31 protein-coding genes are annotated in these 23,126 nt (G+C 40.1%); 11 read left to right on the top strand and 20 right to left on the bottom strand.

The annotated features are described in order from the left end of the window. Positions 1–56 precede the first annotated feature (56 nt). Positions 57–386, top strand: a complete 330-nt coding sequence (locus tag ACSLGF_RS15215; RefSeq protein ID WP_456006887.1) for a hypothetical protein — start codon at positions 57–59, stop codon at positions 384–386. Between the two features lie 43 nt (positions 387–429). Next, the gene (locus tag ACSLGF_RS15210) at positions 430–555 is read left to right on the top strand and encodes a hypothetical protein (RefSeq protein WP_456006885.1); all 126 of its coding nucleotides are present in this window, start codon (positions 430–432) and stop codon (positions 553–555) included. 51 nt (positions 556–606) lie between these two features. Here ACSLGF_RS15210 and parC read toward each other — a convergent pair whose 3' ends face one another. From parC to ACSLGF_RS15195, 3 genes are all read right to left on the bottom strand, one after another. Then, positions 607–3,045: a DNA topoisomerase IV subunit A gene (gene parC / locus ACSLGF_RS15205; RefSeq protein ID WP_456006883.1), complete on the bottom strand. Its 2,439-nt coding sequence runs from the start codon at positions 3,043–3,045 to the stop codon at positions 607–609. Between the two features lie 2 nt (positions 3,046–3,047). Continuing rightward, positions 3,048–5,015 (bottom strand): DNA topoisomerase IV subunit B, encoded by a 1,968-nt coding sequence (gene parE, locus ACSLGF_RS15200; RefSeq protein ID WP_456006881.1) that lies wholly within the window; start codon positions 5,013–5,015, stop codon positions 3,048–3,050. Positions 5,016–5,430: 415 nt separating this feature from the next. Next, a complete protein-coding gene (locus tag ACSLGF_RS15195) occupies positions 5,431–5,844 on the bottom strand; it encodes a CoA-binding protein (RefSeq protein ID WP_249705561.1) in 414 nt (137 codons plus the stop codon). A gap of 154 nt (positions 5,845–5,998) precedes the next feature. Between ACSLGF_RS15195 and plsY the strand changes: the two genes are divergently transcribed. Together plsY and ACSLGF_RS15185 are read left to right on the top strand one after the other, a co-directional pair. Next, positions 5,999–6,580, top strand: coding sequence for a glycerol-3-phosphate 1-O-acyltransferase PlsY (plsY, locus tag ACSLGF_RS15190; RefSeq protein ID WP_456006879.1), 582 nt, complete (start codon positions 5,999–6,001; stop codon positions 6,578–6,580). Between the two features lie 110 nt (positions 6,581–6,690). Beyond that, entirely contained in the window at positions 6,691–6,966 is a 276-nt protein-coding gene (locus ACSLGF_RS15185) for a HesB/YadR/YfhF family protein (protein WP_370461103.1), read from the top strand. A gap of 39 nt (positions 6,967–7,005) precedes the next feature. On the opposite strand, the gene ACSLGF_RS15180 is transcribed toward ACSLGF_RS15185, so the two are convergent. The 7 genes from ACSLGF_RS15180 to acnA all read right to left on the bottom strand — a co-directional run bounded on the left by ACSLGF_RS15180 (position 7,006) and on the right by acnA (position 11,797). Next, entirely contained in the window at positions 7,006–7,317 is a 312-nt protein-coding gene (locus ACSLGF_RS15180) for a hypothetical protein (RefSeq protein ID WP_456006877.1), read from the bottom strand. 3 nt (positions 7,318–7,320) lie between these two features. Beyond that, complete coding sequence (locus tag ACSLGF_RS15175; RefSeq protein WP_456006875.1) at positions 7,321–7,743, bottom strand: acyl-CoA thioesterase; 423 nt, start codon at positions 7,741–7,743, stop codon at positions 7,321–7,323. A 103-nt stretch (positions 7,744–7,846) separates the two neighbouring features. Further along, entirely contained in the window at positions 7,847–8,089 is a 243-nt protein-coding gene (tlp, locus tag ACSLGF_RS15170; protein ID WP_456006873.1) for a small acid-soluble spore protein Tlp, read from the bottom strand. Between the two features lie 15 nt (positions 8,090–8,104). Then, the gene (locus ACSLGF_RS15165) at positions 8,105–8,248 is read right to left on the bottom strand and encodes an acid-soluble spore protein N (protein WP_008357830.1); all 144 of its coding nucleotides are present in this window, start codon (positions 8,246–8,248) and stop codon (positions 8,105–8,107) included. 51 nt (positions 8,249–8,299) lie between these two features. After that, on the bottom strand, positions 8,300–8,425 hold the full coding sequence (locus tag ACSLGF_RS15160) for an FbpB family small basic protein (protein ID WP_456006871.1): 126 nt from the start codon (positions 8,423–8,425) through the stop codon (positions 8,300–8,302). A gap of 73 nt (positions 8,426–8,498) precedes the next feature. After that, entirely contained in the window at positions 8,499–9,002 is a 504-nt protein-coding gene (locus ACSLGF_RS15155; RefSeq protein ID WP_456006869.1) for a TlpA family protein disulfide reductase, read from the bottom strand. 65 nt (positions 9,003–9,067) lie between these two features. Next, the gene (gene acnA, locus ACSLGF_RS15150; RefSeq protein WP_456006867.1) at positions 9,068–11,797 is read right to left on the bottom strand and encodes an aconitate hydratase AcnA; all 2,730 of its coding nucleotides are present in this window, start codon (positions 11,795–11,797) and stop codon (positions 9,068–9,070) included. 220 nt (positions 11,798–12,017) lie between these two features. On the opposite strand from acnA, the gene sspO reads away from it, so the two are divergent. From sspO to ACSLGF_RS15130, 4 genes are all read left to right on the top strand, one after another. Then, entirely contained in the window at positions 12,018–12,164 is a 147-nt protein-coding gene (sspO, locus tag ACSLGF_RS15145) for a small acid-soluble spore protein O (protein ID WP_034323737.1), read from the top strand. Between the two features lie 16 nt (positions 12,165–12,180). Continuing rightward, complete coding sequence (locus ACSLGF_RS15140; RefSeq protein WP_099728348.1) at positions 12,181–12,327, top strand: small acid-soluble spore protein P; 147 nt, start codon at positions 12,181–12,183, stop codon at positions 12,325–12,327. 102 nt (positions 12,328–12,429) lie between these two features. Further along, positions 12,430–12,831: an Hsp20/alpha crystallin family protein gene (locus tag ACSLGF_RS15135; protein ID WP_256499611.1), complete on the top strand. Its 402-nt coding sequence runs from the start codon at positions 12,430–12,432 to the stop codon at positions 12,829–12,831. A 265-nt stretch (positions 12,832–13,096) separates the two neighbouring features. Then, positions 13,097–13,525 carry a DUF2621 domain-containing protein gene (locus tag ACSLGF_RS15130; RefSeq protein ID WP_034323742.1) on the top strand — a complete coding sequence of 143 codons (429 nt, stop codon included), beginning with the start codon at positions 13,097–13,099 and terminating at the stop codon, positions 13,523–13,525. A gap of 21 nt (positions 13,526–13,546) precedes the next feature. Here ACSLGF_RS15130 and ACSLGF_RS15125 read toward each other — a convergent pair whose 3' ends face one another. Next, a complete protein-coding gene (locus ACSLGF_RS15125) occupies positions 13,547–14,029 on the bottom strand; it encodes a CcdC family protein (RefSeq protein WP_099725714.1) in 483 nt (160 codons plus the stop codon). 94 nt (positions 14,030–14,123) lie between these two features. Then, a complete protein-coding gene (locus ACSLGF_RS15120; RefSeq protein WP_034323747.1) occupies positions 14,124–14,831 on the bottom strand; it encodes a cytochrome c biogenesis CcdA family protein in 708 nt (235 codons plus the stop codon). 209 nt (positions 14,832–15,040) lie between these two features. Here ACSLGF_RS15120 and ACSLGF_RS15115 point away from each other — a divergent pair, with 209 nt between their 5' ends. Further along, positions 15,041–15,214, top strand: a complete 174-nt coding sequence (locus ACSLGF_RS15115) for an aspartyl-phosphate phosphatase Spo0E family protein (RefSeq protein WP_369810454.1) — start codon at positions 15,041–15,043, stop codon at positions 15,212–15,214. 275 nt (positions 15,215–15,489) lie between these two features. Here the strand turns inward: ACSLGF_RS15115 and ACSLGF_RS15110 are convergent, their stop codons facing one another. The 6 genes from ACSLGF_RS15110 to yneA form a co-directional block, all read right to left on the bottom strand. After that, a complete protein-coding gene (locus tag ACSLGF_RS15110) occupies positions 15,490–15,708 on the bottom strand; it encodes a YneF family protein (protein ID WP_003212379.1) in 219 nt (72 codons plus the stop codon). Positions 15,709–15,792: 84 nt separating this feature from the next. Continuing rightward, the gene (gene sirA, locus ACSLGF_RS15105) at positions 15,793–16,239 is read right to left on the bottom strand and encodes a sporulation inhibitor of replication protein SirA (RefSeq protein WP_456006864.1); all 447 of its coding nucleotides are present in this window, start codon (positions 16,237–16,239) and stop codon (positions 15,793–15,795) included. A gap of 198 nt (positions 16,240–16,437) precedes the next feature. After that, entirely contained in the window at positions 16,438–18,441 is a 2,004-nt protein-coding gene (gene tkt / locus ACSLGF_RS15100; protein WP_456006862.1) for a transketolase, read from the bottom strand. 187 nt (positions 18,442–18,628) lie between these two features. Further along, the gene (locus ACSLGF_RS15095; protein WP_099725716.1) at positions 18,629–18,859 is read right to left on the bottom strand and encodes a DUF896 domain-containing protein; all 231 of its coding nucleotides are present in this window, start codon (positions 18,857–18,859) and stop codon (positions 18,629–18,631) included. 69 nt (positions 18,860–18,928) lie between these two features. Continuing rightward, positions 18,929–19,576 carry a YneB family resolvase-like protein gene (locus ACSLGF_RS15090; RefSeq protein ID WP_456006860.1) on the bottom strand — a complete coding sequence of 216 codons (648 nt, stop codon included), beginning with the start codon at positions 19,574–19,576 and terminating at the stop codon, positions 18,929–18,931. A 17-nt stretch (positions 19,577–19,593) separates the two neighbouring features. Beyond that, a complete protein-coding gene (yneA, locus tag ACSLGF_RS15085) occupies positions 19,594–19,905 on the bottom strand; it encodes a cell division suppressor protein YneA (RefSeq protein WP_456006858.1) in 312 nt (103 codons plus the stop codon). A 159-nt stretch (positions 19,906–20,064) separates the two neighbouring features. On the opposite strand from yneA, the gene lexA reads away from it, so the two are divergent. Then, positions 20,065–20,685, top strand: coding sequence for a transcriptional repressor LexA (gene lexA, locus ACSLGF_RS15080; protein ID WP_456006856.1), 621 nt, complete (start codon positions 20,065–20,067; stop codon positions 20,683–20,685). A 46-nt stretch (positions 20,686–20,731) separates the two neighbouring features. Here lexA and ACSLGF_RS15075 read toward each other — a convergent pair whose 3' ends face one another. Continuing rightward, positions 20,732–21,181 (bottom strand): hypothetical protein, encoded by a 450-nt coding sequence (locus ACSLGF_RS15075; protein ID WP_456006854.1) that lies wholly within the window; start codon positions 21,179–21,181, stop codon positions 20,732–20,734. A gap of 294 nt (positions 21,182–21,475) precedes the next feature. Here ACSLGF_RS15075 and ACSLGF_RS15070 point away from each other — a divergent pair, with 294 nt between their 5' ends. After that, positions 21,476–22,018 carry an IseA DL-endopeptidase inhibitor family protein gene (locus tag ACSLGF_RS15070; protein WP_099725719.1) on the top strand — a complete coding sequence of 181 codons (543 nt, stop codon included), beginning with the start codon at positions 21,476–21,478 and terminating at the stop codon, positions 22,016–22,018. Between the two features lie 32 nt (positions 22,019–22,050). On the opposite strand, the gene ACSLGF_RS15065 is transcribed toward ACSLGF_RS15070, so the two are convergent. Continuing rightward, positions 22,051–22,899 carry an STAS domain-containing protein gene (locus ACSLGF_RS15065; RefSeq protein WP_456006852.1) on the bottom strand — a complete coding sequence of 283 codons (849 nt, stop codon included), beginning with the start codon at positions 22,897–22,899 and terminating at the stop codon, positions 22,051–22,053. Positions 22,900–23,126: the final 227 nt, after the last annotated feature.

Below are 23,126 nucleotides of genomic sequence, written 5' to 3'. Positions count from 1 at the left end.
TCAAATAACTGAAAACGTGGTAAGATCATGAAAATAAACAGGGAGGGGTGAGAAAAATGAAAAAAAATATGCTGTTAAAATTAGCTGTCTTATTCATAGCACTGGCAAGTTTTCATTTGTTCTCAATGCCTCATTCCGTTCAGGTATACCATCATGCAAAGGTGGTTGCCGATCAAGAATCACATGAAATAAAAATCGTTCAGACAACAGGCGATGAAGAGAAACATGTGAACGCAGTATTTGCCGCATTTACAGCACTGCTGATCATTGGCAGTATGACAGCTGGATTTGCACGCATCACTTATACTGATCGATTTGACCGGAAAAAGAAGCATTTACTTGCAGTGTTCTATCAATCTTCTTATTTCCGAGCAGCTCGTGTTTAACCCAACCATTGAAATCAAAACAAAAATTGGGAGGTTTTACACGATGTTATTTTTCTTAAGATTATTCATTGTAGGTCTGTTCTCTGTCACTTCACTTTCACTTTTCATCTACCAAGGAATTGAAGTGGTTCACGCCATTACAAGCTTGTTCGGCAACCACGAGAGCTAAATGACCAAATTATAAAAATACCCCCTGTCATCTCAGGGGGTTTTCGTTTGCTTATTTATTGTCATCTGGAGTAGATTCCGGTGACAGAAGGACATGGGTCACTTCTCCCTGCTCCTCCTCATCTACAATAAATGATCCATTGCTATAACGATCATTCGCTCTTAAAGTAGAGATATCAAGCGGAATCATGGCACCCTTTTCCGTATCAATCTCAAGTGTATCGTGCAAAGATGCAGCGATCACAGCCACAATACGGTGCGGGTTTTTCTTTAATTCTCTTAGCATGAGAACTCCGCGTTTGGCTCTTGATGTCTTATCAAATTCAGAGAGGTTCATTCGCTTCACGGCACCTCTTTGTGTCGTCAAAACTAGGACATCGTTCTTCGGATCAATGATTTGTCCAGAGACCACTTCGTCCCCTTCCTTCAAGTTGATTCCTTTGACACCAGCCGCTCTTGGGCCTACAACGCTCACTTCTTCTTCATCAAACCACAATCCATAACCATTTTTCGTTGCAATAAACAATTCTTGCTGTCCTGTTGTGACGTAAACATCTACGAGTTCATCATCACCTTTTAGATTCAAGGCGACGAGCGGTTTTGAATATCGCTGCGCTTTATATTGAAGAAGCTCTGTTTTCTTCACCATACCGCCTTTTGTAAAGAACACCAGATATGACGATTCATCAAATTCTTTAATTGGAATCGCTTTTTGAATAGATTCATCACGATCAATCGAAATAATATTCGTAATATGCTGGCCCATGTCTTTCCAGCGTATATCTGGCAGCTGATGAACCGGACAATAAATGTAGCTCCCTTTATTCGTAAACAAAAGAAGAACATCCGTTGTATTCATTTCAAACTGATGAATCAGCCGGTCTGTATCCTTCATGCCAAAGTCCTTCCCGTTAGATGCGGCATAGGAGCGCTGGCTTGTCCGTTTGATGTACCCATCCTTCGTGACCGTAACGTATACATCCTCTGATGCGATCATCACTTCAAGGTTAATCTTAATTTCCTCGATCTTTTCCTCAATGACAGATCGTCTCTCATCAGCATACGTCTTTTTGAGCTTTTTCAAACTGGTCGTAATCACCTTTAGCAGCTTTTTCTCGTTCCCTAAAATGTCTTCAAGTTCTGCTATACGCACGTCAAGCTCACTTGCTTCGTCTCTTAATTGCGTAATATCTGTATTCGTTAAACGATATAATTGGAGAGAAACAATCGCTTCTGACTGGGCTTCTGTAAAGTCATATTTCTCCATTAAGTTATTTTTCGCATCACGCTTATCATTAGACGAGCGGATTGTCGCAATCACTTCATCTAAGATGGAAAGGGCCTTTATTAAACCGTCTACAATATGATGACGTTCCTTCGCTTTTCGAAGCTCATATTCCGAGCGGTTCGTCACCACTTCTTTTTGATGGGCAATATATGCATCAAGTATTGATGTGAGCGTCATTAAGGTCGGTCTTCGATTATGTATCGCAACCATATTAAAGTTATACGGGATTTGCAGATCTGAATTTTTATATAAGAAATTCAAGACACCATTTGCGTCAGCTTCTTTTTTCAGCTCTACAACGATTCGAAGCCCAGTACGGTCTGTCTCATCACGAACCTCTGAAATTCCTTCTACTTTTCTTTCAATGCGGAACTCGTCCATCTTTTTCACAAGGTTGGCTTTATTGACTTCATAAGGGATTTCTGTGATCACGATTTGCTGACGTCCGCCGCGAATGGTTTCAATCTCTGCTTTTCCGCGAATCATAATCTTTCCTTTTCCCGTTTCATAAGCCTTCTTAATGCCATCCACACCTTGAATAATACCGCCTGTTGGGAAATCTGGTCCTTTAATGACTGTCATTAATTCCTCAACCGTACAATGCGGCTGTTCGATTCGTTTAATGACTCCCTCAATCACTTCTCCCAGGTGATGCGGAGGAATATCAGTCGCATAACCAGCTGAAATTCCTGTTGATCCGTTTACTAGAAGGTTTGGAAACATCGCTGGTAATACAACCGGCTCTTTACTTGTATCATCAAAGTTTGCGACAAATTCGACTGTTTCCTTGTCTAAATCCTTTAAAAGCTCTGAAGCAATCGCACTAAGTCTTGCTTCTGTATAACGCATGGCAGCAGGAGGATCTCCGTCAATACTTCCGTTATTCCCATGCATCTCAATCAGCACATTTCGTACTTTCCATTCCTGACTCATTCTCACCATGGCTTCATAAACAGATGAGTCACCGTGCGGATGGTAGTTACCAATGACGTTACCGACTGTTTTGGCGGCTTTACGGAAGTTTTTATCTTGTGTGTTTCCTTCTGCGTACATCGCATATAAAATTCTTCGTTGTACAGGTTTTAGTCCATCACGTGCATCTGGAAGCGCACGGTCTTGGATAATATATTTACTATAGCGACCAAACCGGTCTCCAATCACTTCTTCTAATGGTAAATCATGAAATCGTTCTTGTTGTGCCATGTTTAAACCTCCTCAGCTAGCGACAAGTTTTCATTTTCAAGAATGTTGCTTTCCTCATCAAGTCCAAAGGCGACATTCTTTTCAATCCATTTTCGGCGCGGTTCTACTTTGTCACCCATAAGTGTCGTGACGCGGCGTTCCACTCGTGCAGCATCATCGATTTTTACCCTGACAAGTGTTCTCGACTCTGGATTCATTGTCGTTTCCCATAGCTGGTCGGCATTCATTTCACCTAAACCTTTATAGCGCTGAATCGTATACCCTTTTCCAACTTTCTTTAGTACGCCATCCATTTCTTCATCAGACCATGCATACTCAATGACTTCTTTCTTCCCTGAGCCTTTGCTGACTTTATATAGCGGAGGAAGTGCAATAAACACTTTCCCATGCTCAATCAGCGGCTTCATATAGCGATAGAAGAACGTAAGCAGAAGCACTTGGATATGCGCGCCATCCGTATCAGCATCTGTCATGATCACAATTTTGTCATAATTGATGTCTTCTACATTAAAATCGACACCGACGCCACCACCGATTGCATGGATAATGGTGTTGATTTCTTCGTTTTTGAAAATATCAGCAAGCTTCGCCTTTTCAGTGTTAATGACCTTCCCTCGAAGCGGAAGCACCGCTTGGAACTTTCGGTCACGCCCTTGCTTTGCTGATCCTCCCGCTGAGTCGCCCTCTACTAGGTACAGTTCGTTTCTTGCCGGGTTTCTAGATTGAGCGGGTGTTAATTTCCCGCTTAACGTCGCTTCGGACTTTTTACGTTTCTTGCCGCTCCTCGCTTCTTCTCTTGCTTTTCTAGCAGCTTCTCTTGCCTGCTGCGCTTTAATGGCCTTTTTCACAAGAAGAGTCGCCGTTTCCCGGTTTTCTTCAAGAAAATAAGCAAGTTTTTCAGAAATAACAGTGTCAACAGCTGATCGAGCCTCACTTGTCCCAAGCTTTCCTTTTGTTTGTCCTTCAAATTGAAGCAGCTCTTCAGGAATTCTGACGGAAATAATGGCAGACAGTCCTTCTCGAATGTCAGTGCCTTCTAAATTTTTGTCTTTTTCTTTTAAAAGAGTTACTTTGCGTGCATATTCATTAAAGGCTCTCGTCATTGCTGTTTTTGCACCAGACTCATGCGTACCGCCATCTTTTGTTCTTACGTTATTGACAAAGGAAAGGATATTTTCTGAGTAGCCATCATTGAATTGAAAAGCAAAATCTACTTCAATGGACTGATGCTCCCCTTCAAACGAGACGACTTCACTGAGTACATCTTTTTCCTCATTTAAATAAGCAACGAATGCTTCGATGCCCGTCTCATAATAAAAGGTTTCTTGTGCATCGTGTCGTTCATCGATCAGCTCTATTTTTAACCCTTTTAATAAAAAGGCTGATTCTCTTAAACGTTCTGATAATGTATCGAAATTATAGGTGGTGACACTGAACATTGTTGGGTCTGGCTTAAAATGAATCAGTGTTCCTGTCTTTTTCGTTTTCCCGATTTTTTCAAGTGATGTCACTGGCTTGCCGCCGTGTTCAAATCGCTGGTGATAAATAAAGCCATCTCGTTCAATTGTTACGGTGAGCCATTCTGACAGTGCGTTTACAACAGATGCCCCAACCCCGTGAAGTCCACCACTTGTTTTATATCCGCCTTGACCAAATTTCCCGCCTGCGTGCAGGACAGTTAAAATGATCTCAGGTGTCGGTTTTCCAAGCTTATGCATACCAGTAGGCATTCCTCGTCCTTTATCTTGGACGGAAATGCTGTTATCTTTATGTATTTTGACAATGATATGATCTCCATGGCCAGCGAGCACTTCATCGACAGAATTGTCTACAATCTCATAGACAAGGTGATGAAGACCGCGTGAATCCGTAGATCCAATATACATACCTGGACGTTTACGGACCGCTTCAAGCCCCTCTAGCACCTGAATAGAATCATCGTTATAATCTACTTGCTGCTTTTTAACCAAATGCTTAATCCCCTTTCACTAACAAACATAACCGGCTAATCATCAAATGATCTCTCTAGATTTTAATGATGATCATGCTGCTCATTACTGTCCACTTTAATAAGCTGCATCATCACCATGCATGTGTGATTCAGCTATACATGCTCTTTTGCATGACTATGAGAATGGCCCATATTGTGCAATCAGAACTAGAAGTCCATTATAAACAAGACTGTTTCATAAGCCAAATGCAATCATATGATGGTTTTAGCAAAACAGAACATGTGTTCCATCTTTATCTTATCGCTCTTTTTCTCGATATGCAAGGTCATCGATATGTCCCTGTCGCCTTATTTTATCGCTTTCTTCTAGAATCGCAAATATATTTCTGCAACAAAAAAGTAAAAATCCTTGGTTTTCAAGGATTTTTGACGATTTAATGAGTTTTTGTCATAGCATGAGCCACTTTAATGCATAAATCCATGATGGCCACTTTCCCTTTTTGCTCAATCAATCTTTTCGCTTCTTCGTGATATACGCCTTGCTGTGCCCAAAAAACAGGTGCGTCCATTTCAAGAAATTCTTTTGCCACCTCAGGTAAAAATTCTGAACGTCTAAAGACATTGACAATATCAACAGGCTCTTGAATGTCTTTTAAAGACGCGACCGCTTTTACGCCAAGTGCTTCATCAATCGTTGGATTCACCGGAATGATGTCATAACCGGCATCCTGCATAGCTTTGGAGACCATATAAGACGTTCGGTGCGGCTGATCTGATAAACCAACAACAGCAATTCGTTTGCTGCTCTTTAATATACGACCGATTTCTTGTTTAGTAGGATGATTCATCCAGACACTCCTTTTCTTCTATTTTAGCGAATTTCTTCTGAAAAACAAAGCTCAATTCATTCTCCTTCTCTTTTTTCAAAAAAAGATCGCCATGTTTTTCATAAGATCATGTTAAAATGTAAGACAAGAGGGAGAATATAAAGGAGTTATGCAGATGTTAATTGCTTTGATGTTTATTTTGGCTTATCTACTCGGCAGTATTCCATCCGGTCTCATTGTCGGGAAAGCTGCAAAGGGAATCGATATCCGTGAACATGGCAGCGGGAACCTAGGTGCGACGAATGCATATCGTACGCTTGGGGTAAAAGCAGGGTCTATCGTTATTACAGCTGATATTTTAAAGGGGACTCTCGCTTCAGCTTTACCGTTTTTCATGCAGCTGGACATTCATCCCTTACTAGCAGGAGTTGCTGCTGTTATCGGTCACAGCTTTCCTGTCTTTGCAAAATTTAAGGGGGGAAAAGCAGTCGCTACGTCAGGCGGTGTGTTGCTATTTTATGCCCCGTTCTTATTTATCACGATGATCGCTGCTTTTTTCTTATTTTTATACATTAGTAAATATGTGTCTTTATCATCAATGCTGACTGGAATCTATACATTCATTTACAGCATATTCACCCAAGACCTATTCTTAATTATTGTTGTAGCCGTTCTTGCTGGCTTTGTGATCTACAGACACATCGCCAACCTCAAACGAATTCTCAACAAAACTGAACCGAAAATCAAATGGCTCTAGCCGTTTATTAAGTTTAAATATGTGGTAAAAGTACAGAAAAGCTGTTTTTGCATTCTGCATTTAAAAAAACAGCATGACTTCAAAAAGGGGCGATCACATTGAAATTAACGATGAAAGATGATGCACTAAATTGGTACAAGGATGAACTGGATTTAGAAAAAGGTGATCATGTTCGCTTTTTTGTGAGATATGGCGGGTGCAGTAATGTACAAAAAGGCTTTTCTCTCGGCGTCGCAAAAGATGAACCCCAAAATGCCGGCGCAACCGCTGAATTAGAAGGTATTACTTTCTTTATTGAGGAAAGTGATATTTGGTATTTTGACAACCATGATCTGCATATTGATTATAACGAGTCCGTGAAAGAACCAGAGTTTCATTATGAATAAACAAAAAAGATACCTCATCCCTCGGGTATCTTTTTTGTTTTATACATCAATATATAGTCCATACTCCTGAATGTTTCCTAAAGACCGCTCCTTTTGCAAGATCCTTTCTTGCGATTCACCGATCAGGTCAAAGTGAGGAAAGCCTTCACGGACATGAATCCATTCTTTTTTTAATCCATGTGTTTCTCCCCAAGCCATTAATTGCTTCATATCCTGACAGGCTGCCTTTGTGACGGTATTGGCATTTGGAAAACGGTCATCAAGCCAATAGTGCGTCAAAAAGGCGACTTTCCCTTGCCGAACAGCTGATTTCCATGCGTTCAAATCGCTTCTTTTCATACCAAATGCCATAGATTAACCCTGCTTTTTCGACTGTTCATATACTTTGTGCCAGGCAGGAAAGGCTTTTCTAAACTGAATAGGTCTAAAGGTGTCTTTGTCTACACAAATATGTGAGGTTGTCCCCGTAATAGCTGTCTGTCCATCAGGCTTTTGAATTTCATAGCCATACACCGTTTTGACACCATTGTATTCTTCAATCCACGTATGGATGGTTGCGGTTTCGCCGTACAGTAATGGTTTTTTATATCGAACCTGAAGATCTACAACAGGTGCAAGGACACCGTCTGCTTCTAGCTGCGCATAGGAAAATCCCAGTTCTTTTATCAACGCTGTTCTGCCGACTTCCATCCAAATTAAGTAATTGGCATGATAAACGATGCCCATTTGATCTGTTTCTGCATAACGGACTTCTATTTCTTTTTTGGATACATACACGTTTTCATCGCTCTCCTATCGAAACCTAAGGTCTCTGCCATTTTACCACATTCCAAAAGGTTCTTCTAAAAAGAGGCAATAAAATAAACCAGGAATCCCTGGTTTATTCGGTGTAGCCATTCTTTCTTGCTGCTTCTTCGTCCTTTATCTCAGAACGCATGGCGTCAATACTCGTTCTGCGATTTTCGTTTTTTTGCTTGATCATCTGCTGTTCTTCCTCTGTCGAAAGGGCCATCGCTTCTTCAGATTCATCAATATTTTCTAGCGTGTTCTCGATCATATCTTGGAGCTTTTCAACATTATCAGAACGATCATCTGGATTGGATTGATATGACTTACCATTCATCATGCTTACCTCCTATTATTCGCCCTTCGTCTGTATCACATCAGGCTGTTCATTTGATTTATTATGCATCTTTTTACCTTTATTGCGTTTGTATGCTACAGGTTTTGTCCCTAAATGGTCTGGTGTAAACTGTGCTTGTTTATCATGCTCTCTACCCATCATTCATCCCTCCCTCTTCTTTAGGATGAACGAAAACGGATAAAACATAACTTATTTCTGTCTAAAGCGCTCTTCCAACTTTTCTTCTAGCTGGTTTAAAAATTCCTCATTAGTTAATAATTCTTTCTTATTTTCAAGCACAAGCTCTTCAAATGTACGGCGTTTTCTTCTTCTCATTCCACTCACCTCCAGTGTATGTGTATTACATTTTCGCCAAAAAATTTAGAAAATAAGCAAAAGAGCTGAATCATTATAGATCCAGCTCTGTTTCAATTTCTTTTTTTGTCAGCATTTGATGCTTCACAGACATGATGCGTCCTTTTTCATCTAATATGTATGTAGTTGGATATGAAAGCACCTGATACCTCGCTTGAATGCCTTTTTGGTCCAATAAAACAGGAAGGGTCAGCTTTAATTCATCTCTGAATGCTGCAACATGATCCACACTCTTTTCAGTGGTCGTCAAATTCACCGCTAGTACTTCGACTTGATCATTCTCGCTTCTGATCGCATCTAGATCCGGCATTTCCGTTCTGCATGGTTTACACCATGTCGCCCAAAAATTGACGAGCACCTTTTTCCCGCGATAATCAGATAACGATACGGTTTTGCCATCAAGTGTTTTGAGCTCAAAATCAGGGGCCTGATCCCCTTTTTCAAGACCGATGGCCGGCTCTTTTGGCCCAAATAAATTCCACGCAAGTAAACCAATCAACACAAGTAAAACAGCGCTTGCCATTACTTTTTTCCACATGATTGATCCTCCACTATTTTAAAAAAGAAGAGAAAGCTTTCGGCCGCCTTCTCTTCTTCGCTTTATTAGTTGCTTGCCAATTTTTCACGCAGTACCATTTGAAGAATACCGCCATGACGATAGTAGTCAATTTCGACTTCACTGTCAAAGCGAACTACCACTTCAAATGTTTTCTCATTGCCATCTGTATCAATGGCTTTCACAGTGACAAGATCACGCGGACGAACTGTTTCATCAACATTTACTTCGAATGTTTCTGTTCCTGTTAGTCCATGAGTCTCTGCACTTTCTCCGTCTTTAAACTGTAAAGGAAGTACGCCCATGAAGACAAGGTTACTTCTGTGGATACGCTCAAAGCTTTCAGCTAGAACAAATTTAATCCCAAGAAGGTTTGTTCCTTTTGCAGCCCAGTCACGTGAAGAACCCATTCCGTAGTCTTTACCTGCTAAGATCGCAAGACCTGTTCCATCTTCTTTATAACGCATGCATGCATCATAAATGGATGTCACTTCACCAGTTGGCCAATACGTTGTATATCCGCCTTCTGTTCCCGGTGCAATCTGGTTCTTAATACGGATGTTTGCAAAAGTACCTCTCATCATAACATGGTGGTTCCCACGGCGAGATCCATATGAGTTGAAGTCTCTAGGCGACACGCCTCTTTCTTGCAAGTATTTACCTGCAGGTGTGTCCTTCCCAATTGCTCCAGCTGGAGAAATATGGTCAGTTGTGACAGAGTCACCGAATTTTGCAACAACGCGAAGTCCTTTAAGTGGCTCAACTTTGCCAGGTTCAACTGAAAGGTTTTCGAAGAATGGTGGGTTGTCAATATAAGTTGAATCCTCATCCCATTTGTATAGTGCATCATCGGTTGTTTTGATTTCATTCCAGCGATCGTTGTTATCAAAGACAGTTTCATACTCTGAACGGAATAATTCAGGTGTTACTGTGCTCTTAACAACACTGTTGATTTCGTCCATCGTTGGCCAAATGTCATTGAAATAGACGTTTTTGCCATCCTTATCGACACCGATCGGATCCTTTGTTAGGTCGATATCTACAGTACCCGCAAGTGCATATGCCACAACTAGTGGTGGTGATGCAAGGTAGTTTCCTTTGACAAGCGGATGGATACGTCCTTCAAAGTTACGGTTACCTGATAAAACTGAAGTGATCAGCAGATCATTTTCAGAGACAGCTTCCTCAATTTCTTTCTCAAGCGGTCCAGAGTTTCCGATACATGTTGTACAGCCATATCCGACAATGTTAAATCCAAGGTCTCTTAGGTATGGAAGAAGTCCTGAGTTCACAAGGTATCCTGTTACAACCTTTGAACCTGGCGCTAGTGACGTTTTCACATAGTTTGGTACCTTCATACCAAGCTCACTTGCTTTCTTCGCGACAAGACCTGCCCCAATCAAGACGTATGGGTTAGATGTATTCGTACAGCTCGTAATCGCTGCAATCGCAATCGCACCTGTCTTCATGACAGCTTTTTCACCGTTTTGAAGATCAAATTCGATTTGTTTATCCAGCTCTGATTTATCTAAACCGAACCCTTGGTTCCCTGCTGGGCTTTCGATGTGTTTATGGAACGTGTCTTTCATTTCAGAAAGTGGAATCAAATCTTGTGGACGTTTTGGACCAGATAAGTTTGACTCAATTTTAGAAAGATCAATTTCCACGACATCAGTAAAAATTGGTTCCTCAGCATCTGGCGTATAGAATAAACCATTTGCGCGAGAATATTCTTCAACGATATTAATTTGCTCTTCATCACGGCCAGTGAGACGTAGGTAAGCAAGAGCTTCCTCATCTACTGGGAAGAATCCGCAAGTAGCACCGTATTCAGGCGCCATGTTCGCAATCGTTGCACGATCAGCTAATGGCAGCTGTGCAACGCCTGGTCCGAAGAATTCAACAAACTTGTTCACAACGCCTTTTTCACGTAGTACTTGCGTAACTTTTAATGCCAAGTCAGTTGCAGTTGTTCCGTTTGGAAGCTCCCCAACTAATTTAGCGCCAATGACTTCTGGTACTGGGAAGTAAGATGGCTGGCCAAGCATACCAGCTTCCGCTTCGATACCGCCAACTCCCCATCCAAGAACACCAATTCCGTTAATCATTGTTGTATGAGAGTCAGTACCAACTAGTGTATCTGGGTAAGTGATGATCTCGCCATCTTCTTCAATTGCATGAACAACACTTGCAAGATACTCTAAGTTCACTTGGTGAACAATTCCTGTTGCAGGCGGAACAGCTTGATAGTTGTTAAACGCTTTCTTTGCCCAGCTCAGGAAGTTATAACGCTCTGCGTTACGTTCGAATTCTAAATCCATGTTAATGTTTAATGCGTCTTCAGTTCCAGCTTTGTCAACTTGTACCGAGTGGTCAATGACAAGGTCAACTGGAATTTCAGGGTTGATTTTATCCGGGTCTCCTCCGACATCTGCCATTGCTTTTCTTAAAGAAGCAAGGTCAACGACGGCTGGTACACCCGTGAAGTCTTGTAAAATAACACGAGATGGTTTAAATGGAACATCAATCTCTTTTACCTCGGCAGTTCCCCATTTTGCCAAGTTTTCAACGTGTTCCTTTTTGATCACTCTACCGTCTACTTGGCGAAGCACTGATTCTAACAGTACCTTAATGGAATAAGGCAGCTTAGAAACATTTCCGATTCCTTGTTTTTCTAGTGCTTCTAACGAATAATAGTGATACGTTTTCCCATTTGTCGAAAACGTTTTTCTAGATTGAAAAGCGTCTTGTTTAGCGACTTGCTGCTGTTTCGACATGTCCAAAATCCCCCTTTTGATGATCAAGATCAATTTCAATTCTCAGAAAAATCGTCGTATTTCACCACAATTTTCTCACAATTTCATCTTAAAACAAATTCATACATAAGTAAATAACAATACTTTTATTAAATTCAATAAGTTTATCTTATCATTAGGAAATGATTACTCTTCATAAACCGAGTGGCGCGGGTTCATACTAATATTGAGGTGATAGAACATGACAAAACGAAAAGCAAATCATGTGATTGACGGCATGAACGCAGCCAAAAGCCAAGGAAAAGGTGCAGGCTATATTGAAAATGATCAGCTCGTTTTAACAGAAGAACAAAGACAAAACAATAAAAAACGCAAAAAGAACCAATAAGAAAGGAGCAAGAATCATGACGAATAAAAACACAGGGAAAGACATCCGTCAAAACTCTCCTAAGGAGCATCATGGCAGGCAGCCTGAGCCATTATCAGGCAGTAAAAAAGTGAAAAACCGCAACCATTCAAGACAAAAGCACAATTCACATCATGATATGTAAACATTCCTTTCTCATCCCGTGACCAAACGGGACGTTTTAGGTCTTTCACACATTTCAGTTTTCAACATATGATTTATTATGAGATGTGATGGAGGAGTGTTTATGGAGAATGAAAAGCAAGTGAATTCCTCTGATTTTCTTGAAATAGATGATTGGCTTAATGTGTTAATGGATGATCCTTTTGCCTGGTATGATGAACACCTCCCAATTGATCTTTATGAAACAAGCCGTGATTATATTATTGAGATCGATATCTCTACCCTGTCGATCACTGATGTAAAGCTGACCTTCGCTGGATATGAGCTCACTCTAGCTTTCACGGCACAAAAGCCAAATGATGAAAGCGAACAGCAAATTGAAAAAAGTGTCATGCTCCCTTTTTATTTGAATAACAAAGACATTGACACAGAATACGAAAACCGAATCATATCGATAAAAATTAAAAAATATTCTCATCATCAAGACGGGGCATTTTCCTTTCAAATGCCGCATTTCAAACATTAAGAGCCCACCTTCATTTTTTTGGTGGGCTCTCTTCCGTTCGTTTCAAGTCAATCCCTTTTGCGAACCACCATGGCCAAATAGTAGAGTCGCGATACGATAATATATTCTTTTTCTACTAAATGGTTTGGGTCCTTCTAGTAAATGGACGTCTATCAATGAAAAAGGGGCGCTTATAGAGAAAAGATACAGACATTTTTGTTATTTTCTTCTATCATCTCTTCATGTAAAATAAGATAGAGACATAAGGGGTATAAGGAGTGAGAACATGTTAAGCGGCTGGTTTTTGTGGTTCATTTTATTTTGGGGGACAGTGATGATCGGATTACTAGCAATCGGTGGCTTTTTTATGTTTCGCAAATTTTTAAAACGATTGCCGAAGGAAGACGGGAAATCAGAACTTGATTGGCAGGATGAATATATTCAAAAGAGCCTGCACCTATGGCGGGATGAGGACAAACAGCTTTTAAATGAGCTCGTATTACCAGTTCCAGAGCTGTTTCGAGATGTCGCCAAAGAAAAAATTGCGGGTAAAATTGGCGAACTGGCATTAAAAGAACAGGCTGCCAGCATTAATTTAGACTTAATCATTCGCGGCTATATAATCGCTACGCCAAAGCGAGACCATAAGTTTTTACTTAAGCGCCTGCAAGAAAAAAACATCGATCACACGCCATACGAATCGCTATTAAAATAACCTCCTTTTTAAAAAGGAGGTTTAATTCATTTGAGCCTGCTGCGGATCTAATTGTTTAGACAGCTTTCTAAACGATAAATACATGGCGACCCGCCAAGGCACGATCATGCCAAAGGCAAGGATCCAAAACATCCCGCTTAACGCACCATAATCAATGGAAGAACTCAGGATGGTCTTCATGCCAATACGAATAACAAGAAGACCAATGAGAATGAACACAAATGCTTTTGATCGCTTTAGATAAATTTCATTCCCTCTAATTTCAAATTTTGATGTTTTAATTAAAAATATGGAGAAAAACATCCCCACTGTGATCGCCTCAAGAAATTCGGCTCCAGTTACTTGAAACATAGGGACCAAAAACATCAGAGCGCCAGTGCTCATGAATATAGGAGGTAAAATAATTTTCTTCGCGGTTGCAGGTTTTGCAGATGATTTAATGCGAATAAACATGACGGCTACCGCCATACATACTGCAATTATAGAAGAGATTATGATCATCATATCAAATCATTCCTTTATTCTTTAAGGTCAGTCTATGTATAATATACTCCAATTGACGAAAAAAAACCATTCGCCGCGACTGTAGAAAACGATTTCAAAAGCCTGTAAATCCACCAAACAATGATGAGAACATAATGATAATCCATGTTAGAAGATCAAAGAACAGTAAAATCCCTACCACAATCATAATGATCCCGCCAATTCTCATGATGAGCTGCTGACGCTTTCTGATCCACGCCATTTTCGTGATGAAAAAGGACAGAACAAAAAACGGAATGGCAAAGCCTAATACATACGCAATCATATAGGTCACAGCGGACTCCGGTTTGTTGCTAGCAAGTGTGATGACAGCTGATAAAATCGGGCCGGTACAGGGTGTCCATCCAGCGGCAAAACCCATTCCGATGAGAATCGATCCAAAAAAACCAGCCGGACGATTTTTAAACTGCATCCTCTTTTCCCCCATGAGAAAAGAAGGCTGGAATACACCAAGAATCATAAAGCCAAAGAAAATAATGAGAATCGCCCCAATTTGACGAATCGCTTGATGATATTCAATAAAGAACGAACCAACGAACGATGTCCCAAAGCCAATCGCAATAAAAATGATAGAGAACCCAATTAAAAAGAATAATGTATGAAGCAGACTTCTTCTTCTCAGCATCACCTTCTCAGATTTCACTTCATCTATACTAACACCCGTGATATACGATAAAAAGGCTGGGTAAAGCGGAAGACAGCACGGTGAGATAAAAGAAAGAAACCCTGCTCCAAAAGCTAAAAAATAATTCAGATCTGACAAAAGAACACCCCCCTTCTTATAATATACAACAAGAGATGACAAAATCATTTCATTTTTTTTACATCATCTCAATAAAGATGGTCTATTCTCTTAAAACCTTATATAATTTAATTTGACATCGAGATAACGAATCCTTTAAATTTGAAAATAAACCTTAATATGGATATAATAGAATCGATTCTTTTTATCAAGATTTGCATGAAAGGAACATGACTTTGGTAAAAACATCATTATTAACTCAAATTGAAGAAAAAAGAGAAGAGCTGATGAAAGTTGTCTTGCATAATGGGATGACATCAACAGTGACCATCGAACATAGCCAGCAGCTAGATCATCTCCTCTTACAATATCAACGACACCTACACTCAAACTCAGCCAACTAATCATATCTCATGATATAAACCATGCCGCACGATTTTAGAAAAGTTGATATGTGTGACAATAAACGAAACAAAAACCTCTGATCACAGGGGTTTTTTGTTTTTGGTCTTTCAGATGATGCTTGACGCAGACGCCATAATAAAAACCACCTTCCCTGCTTCATTCATGCAAGTACAGTGGTTTTAAGCGTCTGATGAAGGTGACTTCAATAAAGAAAGGACATAGCTTGTCCATTCTTTATGACCATGTTCCATCTATGATCATAATATCGTACGTATTATTTCGCTTGGTTGTTCATGGCTTTCATCATTTGATTGATTTTCTTTTGGGACGGTTTCATGCCCATTTGCATCATCATCATACGAAGCATTTGTTCATTAATTGGTGGATTCTTTTTTAAGTAGCTCATCATATACTTACGAGCAATAAAGAATCCGAGTGCAACTCCTGCAAGCAGTGCAACAACGCCTACAAGGATGACAACCCATAAATCCATAATTCTTCCTCCTTCATGTTGTCTCGTATAAAGTGTACTAAACAAAAGGCTATTATACAACATTTCACGTTCAATTTTATTTTTTTAAACAAAATTCCTCACTTTTACCGGATTGAGCCACCCGTGCTTCTTTGATCCAAAGTCCATGGCAAGGAAGCAAGGACTGATTTTTCTCAGCACTTCAAAAAACACCGCTTCTGCCTCATAACTACCCTTGGCAGACATTTGGATATAACGATCTTTGATAATGAATGCAGCTGTTCCTTTTCCATCTGGTAATGAGGCGCTGTAAATCGAGCCTATTTGTGTATAGTGAATGTTCGTTAAGTTGTTCATTAATCGCTGGTGCATATGAAAAGCAGGGATTCGTTTCGTCACGTAATCCACTTGCTTAACAAGCATAACCAATTCATCTTCCGTGCGGTTCGTCCAGTGTAACGACTCAAACAAATGAAACAAAATAGATTCTCTGCCAAAATAATGATGAGCAAATTCATCCTCAATCCAATAAATATAATAATGGCGTTCCATGTCTATCCCTTCCTTTCACATTTCGTCAATCTCGTTTATTGCTTGTATTATACAAAAATGTGAAAGAAAGAATTGTCTATATATGAAGCAAGAAGAAACTAGTTTTGTCAAAAAAACAAGAAAAAAGAAAAAAGTTTGCAGAGCGGATGGAAATGCTCTGCAAACAGGTAGCAAAAAAGCATGATGCTTGGAAATCGATTATTTATTAAGCTTCGCTTTCACACGGCTGACCACGTTACTTACAGTAAATCCGTATTTCTCAATAATGGTTTCACCTGGAGCAGAAGCGCCAAATTTATCAATCGCAATCACGTCGCCATCAAGACCAGTGTAACGCTCCCAGCCAAGTGAAGCACCCATTTCAATCGCAATACGTGCTCTCACTGCTTTAGGTAGGACTGACTCTTTGTATTCGTCTGACTGCTGATCGAAGCGATCCCATGCAGGAAGACTCACAACAGAAGCGCGGATGCCTTCTTTTTCAAGTGCCTTTTGCGCTTCAATCGCTAAACCGACTTCAGATCCTGAAGCGAGTAAAAGTGCTTCTGGCTGAGCATCAGCAGCTTCAACGACAACGTATCCACCTTTTTCTACTCCCTCATATGCCTTCTCTGGTGCTTGGTCAATCGTTGGAAGGTTTTGACGAGTGAGTACTAGTGCTGTTGGTTTATCCGTTGAAGATACAGCCAGTTTCCACGCTGCAGCTGTTTCGTTTCCATCTGCTGGACGAATGACAGAAAGGTTAGGCATCGCACGTAATGAAGCAAGTTGTTCAACCGGCTCATGCGTTGGCCCATCTTCACCGACGGCAATACTATCATGCGTAAAGACATAAGTGACTGGCAGTCCCATTAATGCAGCAAGACGAATAGCTGGTCTTAAGTAATCTGAGAAAACAAAGAACGTTCCGCCGAATACACGGAGACCGCCGTGAAGTGCCATACCGTTTAACGCGGCACCCATTGCAAATTCTCTGACACCAAACCAAATATTTTTACCGGCATAATTCTCTCTGCCAAAGTCATCTGTATGTTGAATCGTTGTTTTATTTGATCCAGCAAGGTCAGCGGACCCACCAATAAAGAAAGGTACTTGTTTCGCAATGCCGTTTAATACTTCGCCAGAAGAAGCGCGAGAGGCAAGGCTTGAGCCTGCTTCATAAACAGGAACCTCTTGATCCCAATTCTCAGGAAGCTTCCCTTCGATCGCAAGCTTCAGCTGGGCTGCTAGCTCTGGATATTCTTTTTCATATTGCTCGAATAGCTCATTCCACGCTGCTTCTTTTTTCTGACCAGCGTCTTTTACAGCTTCTTTGAAATGATCGTACACTTCAGAAGGTACATGGAAATCTTCTTCAAACGTCCAAGAATAAGCTTCCTTCGTCAGCTTTGCTTCCTCGCTGCCAAGCGGTGCACCATGCACACCAGAAGTTCCCGCACGGTTTGGAGATCCGAAACCGATCGTTGTTTTCACTTCAATGAGTGTAGGTTTGTCCGTACTTTGTTTTGCTTTTTCAATAGCAGCAGTCACTTCTTCGATGTTGTTGCCGTCTGTTACGTAAAGAACTTCCCAATTCATCGCTTCAAAACGATTCTTCACATTTTCAGAGAATGAACGATCTAGGTCGCCATCTAAAGAAATATCATTTGAATCATAAAGAACAATTAAACGGCCTAAGCCTAAATGACCAGCAAGTGAAGCAGCTTCAGAGGAAATTCCCTCCATTAAGTCTCCGTCTCCGCAAATGCTGTATGTATAGTGGTCCACAACGTTAAAGTTGTCTTTGTTATACGTTTCCGCAAGATGTCTTTCTGCAAGTGCCATTCCAACTGCCATGGCAATCCCTTGTCCTAAAGGACCTGTTGTGGCATCTACACCTTCTGTGTGTCCAAATTCAGGATGTCCAGGTGTTTTGCTTCCCCATTGGCGGAATTGTTTTAGATCTTCGATGCTAAGGTTGTATCCGCTTAAATGAAGCATGCTATATAAAAGCATAGAGCCATGTCCCGCAGATAAAACAAAACGGTCTCTGTTAAACCAATTTGGATTTTGCGGACTTACGTTTAAGTGATTCGTCCATAAAGCGTATGCCATTGGTGCAGCACCCATTGGCATTCCAGGGTGACCGGAATTCGCTTTTTCAATTGCGTCTATGGAGAGAGTACGTATTGTTGCAATAGATTTCAATTCAATCGTTTCCATATAAATCCCCTTCCGTATCTTGTGTACACCATTATCATAAATCTACTGTCCTTTTTTCACAACTATTTCACGCTGAAAAAAAAGGATTTTGTCACATTTAGTTTATCGATCACCTAAAAACTTATGCAAATAAGAAAAAAGATGAGAATATTCTTCCCATCTTTTCAAAATTCAAGAAATCCTAGTCTTAATGAAGGTTCTGATCTCTTTCTCTTTTTAATTTTTCTGGTGTGACATCGTTTCCTTCAGGATCGACGATTTTCACGGTTTTAAGTGTATTTTTCATAGAAGAACGAAAAGCTTTTAAATATTCTTCTCTTAAATGCTTTTGTTCTGTTTTTTCAGCGTCCGACAAACCGGTCTCTTTCGACTTTTTTGAAAGCTCATTTATTCTTGCAAGCTGCTTTTTAGAAATCATGACAAACTCCTTTAAAACATTTTCTCTACATACTACTAAATATCATTCATTTTTACAACAATTCACACTTTACGTGGTAAGAGCTTTTTCATATTCTTGATACCTTCTATGCACCGTCGCCTTTGAAATGTCAAAGCCTAGTGCCTGAAGTGTTGCTGCAATTTCGGCGAACGTCATGTTGTTTTTTCTTAATCGAACAATTTCTGAAATCGGTACTTCAATTCGCTCACGGCCAGGCGCCTGCTCATGGTGTTTTAAATTGAGTTCAGGCTGATACCCGCGCTCAACAGCCCTCTTCATTCCCCGCTTAATTTTCAGGTTATGAATTTTTCGTTGATACTCTTCCACGATTCCTACAATCTCAATGACCATCTCATCTGCTTCTGAAAGCTCAAGCTCTCCTCTATGAAAAACACTATACACCTTTACTTTCTCTTTAAAAAGACAATGAAGAAGCGCAATTTTTGCTTGTCCTCTTCCAAGGCGCGTCTCATCCTGAATGAGAACAGCATCTATTGACTCTTCTTTCAGCGTAGCAAGCATATCAAAAACACCATTACGATCTAGATCGTATCCACTCGCTTTTTCTTTAATGACTTTGACCACATTCATCTTGTGCAAAGCAGCTAAAGCTAGCAATTCTTCTTCTTGTCTTTTCAGCGAGGTTTCCTGCTCTTCTTTGACAGTACTTACTCTCGCATAAATGATTGCGTTCATGTCTTCAATCGACCTTTCTACTGTACTGTTGCAAGTTGATATACGACTGGATGCTCTTTTTTGACTGGTATCACAAGGATGTCGCCAGGCTGGATTTCAGTTGAAGCAAGATCATTGTGTTCGGTTACCCAGTCAATAAACGCATTTTTGTCGATTGTTTTACTGTCGTTTACTTGATCAGCTAACCCCCAAAGAGTATCACCTGATTGAACCTCTATTTTAACATATTGATTTGGATCATTATGGCTAGTGACTGCGATAAGTGAGAGAAATATGCCAACGATGAATGAGAATACCCCAATAAAAATAATAGATTCTTTTAACCTCATAATGTCATCTCTCCTAACAGAATATGTGTTCGCTCTTTCTGTCATTCATTATAAATACGAACAAACGTTTCTGTCAAACGTTTTTTTCGAACCTATGTTTGTACTGTTAGGAAAAACATGCTATAATTTCTTTAAAATTGACGTTTTGAGGTGCAAAAGATGACGAAGCTATCAAAAAGACAACTCGATATCCTGACATTCATCAAAGAAGAAGTAAAAAGCAAGGGCTATCCCCCATCCGTTCGTGAAATTGGAGAAGCTGTCGGTCTAGCATCCAGCTCAACTGTCCATGGACATTTAGCTAGACTAGAAACAAAGGGTTTAATTAGAAGAGACCCGACAAAACCTAGAGCGATCGAAGTACTAGATGAAGAGGAAATGAATATTCCAAAGAGTGCTGTAATGAATGTACCAGTCATCGGAAAAGTAACAGCAGGCCTGCCTATCACGGCTATTGAGAATGTAGAAGAATACTTCCCGCTTCCAGAGACTTTTGCAGCGCCAGATGAACAAGTATTTATGCTTGAAATTATGGGAGAAAGTATGATTGATGCGGGTATTTTGGACAAGGACTATGTCATTGTGCGTCAGCAAAGCACCGCCAACAATGGAGATATTGTGGTCGCCATGACAGAGGAAGATGAAGCCACAGTGAAACGTTTTTATAAAGAAGATACACACTTTAGATTACAGCCAGAGAACCCATCAATGGAACCGATTATTTTACAGAATGTGAGTATACTAGGTAAAGTGATTGGCGTATTTAGAAATATTCATTAAAACAAGCCGGTATATCATCAGCTGCTGATGAGAACCGGCTTGTTTTTTATGAACAAGAATAAGCAAGAATGCTCGAACTTGGGAACGAACCAAATGTAAAGTTCGGCCATATAAAGCCTGTTGTACGGCCAAAAGGCTGTGAGGAAAGCACATACATTAAAAATACTTGACCGTTTCTAAGGAACACAATCGTCCATCTTCTATTACATCCCGCAGCAAACTGAACAGTTTGCTGGCCTCCACTTACACTTTGCCCTGAAATAAGTGACTGCATACTTTGAGGCTGAGAGACTGCTTGCTGATACTGTGAGATGATATGCTGCGGCGGAGCTGGCGGGGCTGATTGTCCGCCTGAACCTTGCCCTGGCCCAGTACCTCCCCCTCCGATTGGAAACCCAGGAAATCCTCCAACTTGAGGAATAGGAAGCGATGGCCATCCTTGTACCTGCCTATCATATAAGTACCCATTCCACATACCTTCATACGGATGATACATATGAAACACCACTTTCTTAGACATTCATCACGACAGTATATGTCATAAATGAAAAAGGGTGTTGAACGTCCAAATAGAAATTTTTCCAAAAGACGTTTTGTTCTTCTGTAGAACGGTTAAATAGTAGTGAAGAAGAAAAATTAAAAAAATGAAAACTTTTTGTCTCGCTCAAACGTTATATAGATAGAAAGAAAAGAAATAAAAAACTTTTAGATTTAATACTTGTAATATCACTGTAATTATTGTAACATTTGTAACATAAGAAGTTTTCATTTAAAAAAGGAGGCAATCGCCTTGAAAAAATTATTTGTTTTATTAACTGCTATTATGCTTATGATCTCATTACAATCAACAACACTGGCCGCTTCCAAAAAACCAGCCGCTTTAACAAATAAAGAAGCGTTACATATTGCCCTTGATGCAAGAGAACACTTTTGGAGTGCGATGTCAGGCTACAAAATTAATGAACATTCAGATTACAAATTAAAATCATTTAGTTATAAAGACATGACGTACAACTATCTTTCTAAAACATTTGATACAAAGAAAAAACTAAACAGCTACCTATCTCAAGTTTTCACAAAAGATGCGATCACTCATGGTTTAAAAGACTATCAGTTTATTGTTCATAATGGGAAAATGGCTGTTCCAGTCGGTGACGGAGACAACATGCTCAATTGGGAGAAAGCAACACCTAAACTTGTCTCTAAGAAAAATACAATCCGCACATATGAATTCACAGTCCCAACACTTGATGGACGTGAAGTAAAACGAACTGTCACTTATGAGAAAGTACAAAAGGATTGGAAAGTAACAAAAATTGACGCTGTGATCTAAATTAAAGCCAGGCCCGTTACCAGGCCTGGTTTTTATATTGGAGAAAATTCAGTCATGCAATCTAGCGCGTGGGCAAGTGATGATGCCGTGCGAAATTCATGAAAAGGAAGCCCGAGCTGCACAGCTGTTTGAGCGATTTCTGGTCTGATCCCTGAAATGGTCGTCTCCACCCCAATTAACCGAAGTGACGTGACAAGATCAAACATTTGATGAGCCACCATTGTATCAATAATGACGACACCCGATAAATCAATGCACAAATGCTGAACACCTTTTTGCGAGCACTGTTTTAATGTATTTTCTAATATAATCTTTGCTCTCGCTGTGTCAATGTCACCTACTAAAGGCAATAATGCAATATGGCTTTTTAAGACGATGACGGGAGAGCTCAGCTCATAAATCATATCTCTTTGAGCAACGAGCTGTTTGGTTGTGTTTTTCACATATTGCTGGATGAACACATGGATTGAAATGTTAAACGCCTCTGATATTAAATCATACCAATAAAAAATACGATCGATATCAATATCACCTTGACGCTGTTTAATAAACTCTTTTAAGTAATGAAGAACCACTCTTTGATTAGACATATATTCTCTGACGACATAATCTAATGGTGTGTTTAAATGCTTCGGATCACTTGCTAAGTCTTCCGACCACTGTTTAAACTCAGTATGTAAATACGTCTCGTCTTCAATAAGAGCACGTATAAAATGCTGATAATAATCTTGATTTTGCCGTTTAAGCTCTGCTATGATGCTCGAATCTGTTGAACGATAAATGGATTCTGGATCATCATCCTCAATTGATTCATACCATGTTTCAGTTAATTTCTCTGCATGTTGCATGAAAAAATCGTATAATGCACGGTTCTTGTCCATAAGCATATGTCCCTTCACAATTTCTTCTTGTCATTATAGATTGATTGTACCACTGAATCTTTTGTCCCTGCTAGCTCGAATACGCTCTAATTGTAAACAAAAAAGCCCCTCACGAAAGGGACTGACCCCATAAGATGAGACAAATAAAAAACACCTTCAAGTTTGAAAACGGATCGTTGTTATCCGAAATAAGACGTGGAGGTGTTTTTTCTATGGGGACAAGAGTG

Source organism: Bacillus sp. A015 (assembly GCF_053851875.1).
The sequence above is the reverse complement of the archived record's forward strand: the minus strand, read 5'-3'. Positions and strand labels throughout refer to the sequence as shown.

Excerpts from the sequence above, each read along its gene's own strand:
- yneA (WP_456006858.1), bottom strand. The coding sequence starts at position 19,905 with ATGAGGTTAAAAGAATCTATTATTTTTATTGGGGTATTCTCATTCATC.
- ACSLGF_RS15125 (WP_099725714.1), bottom strand. The coding sequence starts at position 14,029 with ATGATGATCATAATCTCTTCTATAATTGCAGTATGTATGGCGGTAGCC.
- sirA (WP_456006864.1), bottom strand. The coding sequence starts at position 16,239 with ATGGAACGCCATTATTATATTTATTGGATTGAGGATGAATTTGCTCAT.
- ACSLGF_RS15165 (WP_008357830.1), bottom strand. The coding sequence starts at position 8,248 with ATGGGTAGAGAGCATGATAAACAAGCACAGTTTACACCAGACCATTTA.
- ACSLGF_RS15090 (WP_456006860.1), bottom strand. The coding sequence starts at position 19,576 with ATGAACGCAATCATTTATGCGAGAGTAAGTACTGTCAAAGAAGAGCAG.
- ACSLGF_RS15095 (WP_099725716.1), bottom strand. The coding sequence starts at position 18,859 with ATGATTTCTAAAAAGCAGCTTGCAAGAATAAATGAGCTTTCAAAAAAG.
- acnA (WP_456006867.1), bottom strand. The coding sequence starts at position 11,797 with ATGTCGAAACAGCAGCAAGTCGCTAAACAAGACGCTTTTCAATCTAGA.
- ACSLGF_RS15065 (WP_456006852.1), bottom strand. The coding sequence starts at position 22,899 with ATGGACAAGAACCGTGCATTATACGATTTTTTCATGCAACATGCAGAG.
- plsY (WP_456006879.1), top strand. The coding sequence starts at position 5,999 with ATGTTAATTGCTTTGATGTTTATTTTGGCTTATCTACTCGGCAGTATT.
- ACSLGF_RS15110 (WP_003212379.1), bottom strand. The coding sequence starts at position 15,708 with ATGGATTTATGGGTTGTCATCCTTGTAGGCGTTGTTGCACTGCTTGCA.
- tlp (WP_456006873.1), bottom strand. The coding sequence starts at position 8,089 with ATGAATGGTAAGTCATATCAATCCAATCCAGATGATCGTTCTGATAAT.
- ACSLGF_RS15130 (WP_034323742.1), top strand. The coding sequence starts at position 13,097 with ATGTTAAGCGGCTGGTTTTTGTGGTTCATTTTATTTTGGGGGACAGTG.
- sspO (WP_034323737.1), top strand. The coding sequence starts at position 12,018 with ATGACAAAACGAAAAGCAAATCATGTGATTGACGGCATGAACGCAGCC.
- ACSLGF_RS15115 (WP_369810454.1), top strand. The coding sequence starts at position 15,041 with ATGACTTTGGTAAAAACATCATTATTAACTCAAATTGAAGAAAAAAGA.
- ACSLGF_RS15075 (WP_456006854.1), bottom strand. The coding sequence starts at position 21,181 with ATGTATCATCCGTATGAAGGTATGTGGAATGGGTACTTATATGATAGG.
- ACSLGF_RS15180 (WP_456006877.1), bottom strand. The coding sequence starts at position 7,317 with ATGGCATTTGGTATGAAAAGAAGCGATTTGAACGCATGGAAATCAGCT.
- ACSLGF_RS15185 (WP_370461103.1), top strand. The coding sequence starts at position 6,691 with ATGAAAGATGATGCACTAAATTGGTACAAGGATGAACTGGATTTAGAA.
- ACSLGF_RS15155 (WP_456006869.1), bottom strand. The coding sequence starts at position 9,002 with ATGTGGAAAAAAGTAATGGCAAGCGCTGTTTTACTTGTGTTGATTGGT.
- tkt (WP_456006862.1), bottom strand. The coding sequence starts at position 18,441 with ATGGAAACGATTGAATTGAAATCTATTGCAACAATACGTACTCTCTCC.
- ACSLGF_RS15195 (WP_249705561.1), bottom strand. The coding sequence starts at position 5,844 with ATGAATCATCCTACTAAACAAGAAATCGGTCGTATATTAAAGAGCAGC.
- ACSLGF_RS15215 (WP_456006887.1), top strand. The coding sequence starts at position 57 with ATGAAAAAAAATATGCTGTTAAAATTAGCTGTCTTATTCATAGCACTG.
- ACSLGF_RS15160 (WP_456006871.1), bottom strand. The coding sequence starts at position 8,425 with ATGAGAAGAAGAAAACGCCGTACATTTGAAGAGCTTGTGCTTGAAAAT.
- parC (WP_456006883.1), bottom strand. The coding sequence starts at position 3,045 with ATGGCACAACAAGAACGATTTCATGATTTACCATTAGAAGAAGTGATT.
- ACSLGF_RS15210 (WP_456006885.1), top strand. The coding sequence starts at position 430 with ATGTTATTTTTCTTAAGATTATTCATTGTAGGTCTGTTCTCTGTCACT.
- lexA (WP_456006856.1), top strand. The coding sequence starts at position 20,065 with ATGACGAAGCTATCAAAAAGACAACTCGATATCCTGACATTCATCAAA.
- ACSLGF_RS15140 (WP_099728348.1), top strand. The coding sequence starts at position 12,181 with ATGACGAATAAAAACACAGGGAAAGACATCCGTCAAAACTCTCCTAAG.
- ACSLGF_RS15135 (WP_256499611.1), top strand. The coding sequence starts at position 12,430 with ATGGAGAATGAAAAGCAAGTGAATTCCTCTGATTTTCTTGAAATAGAT.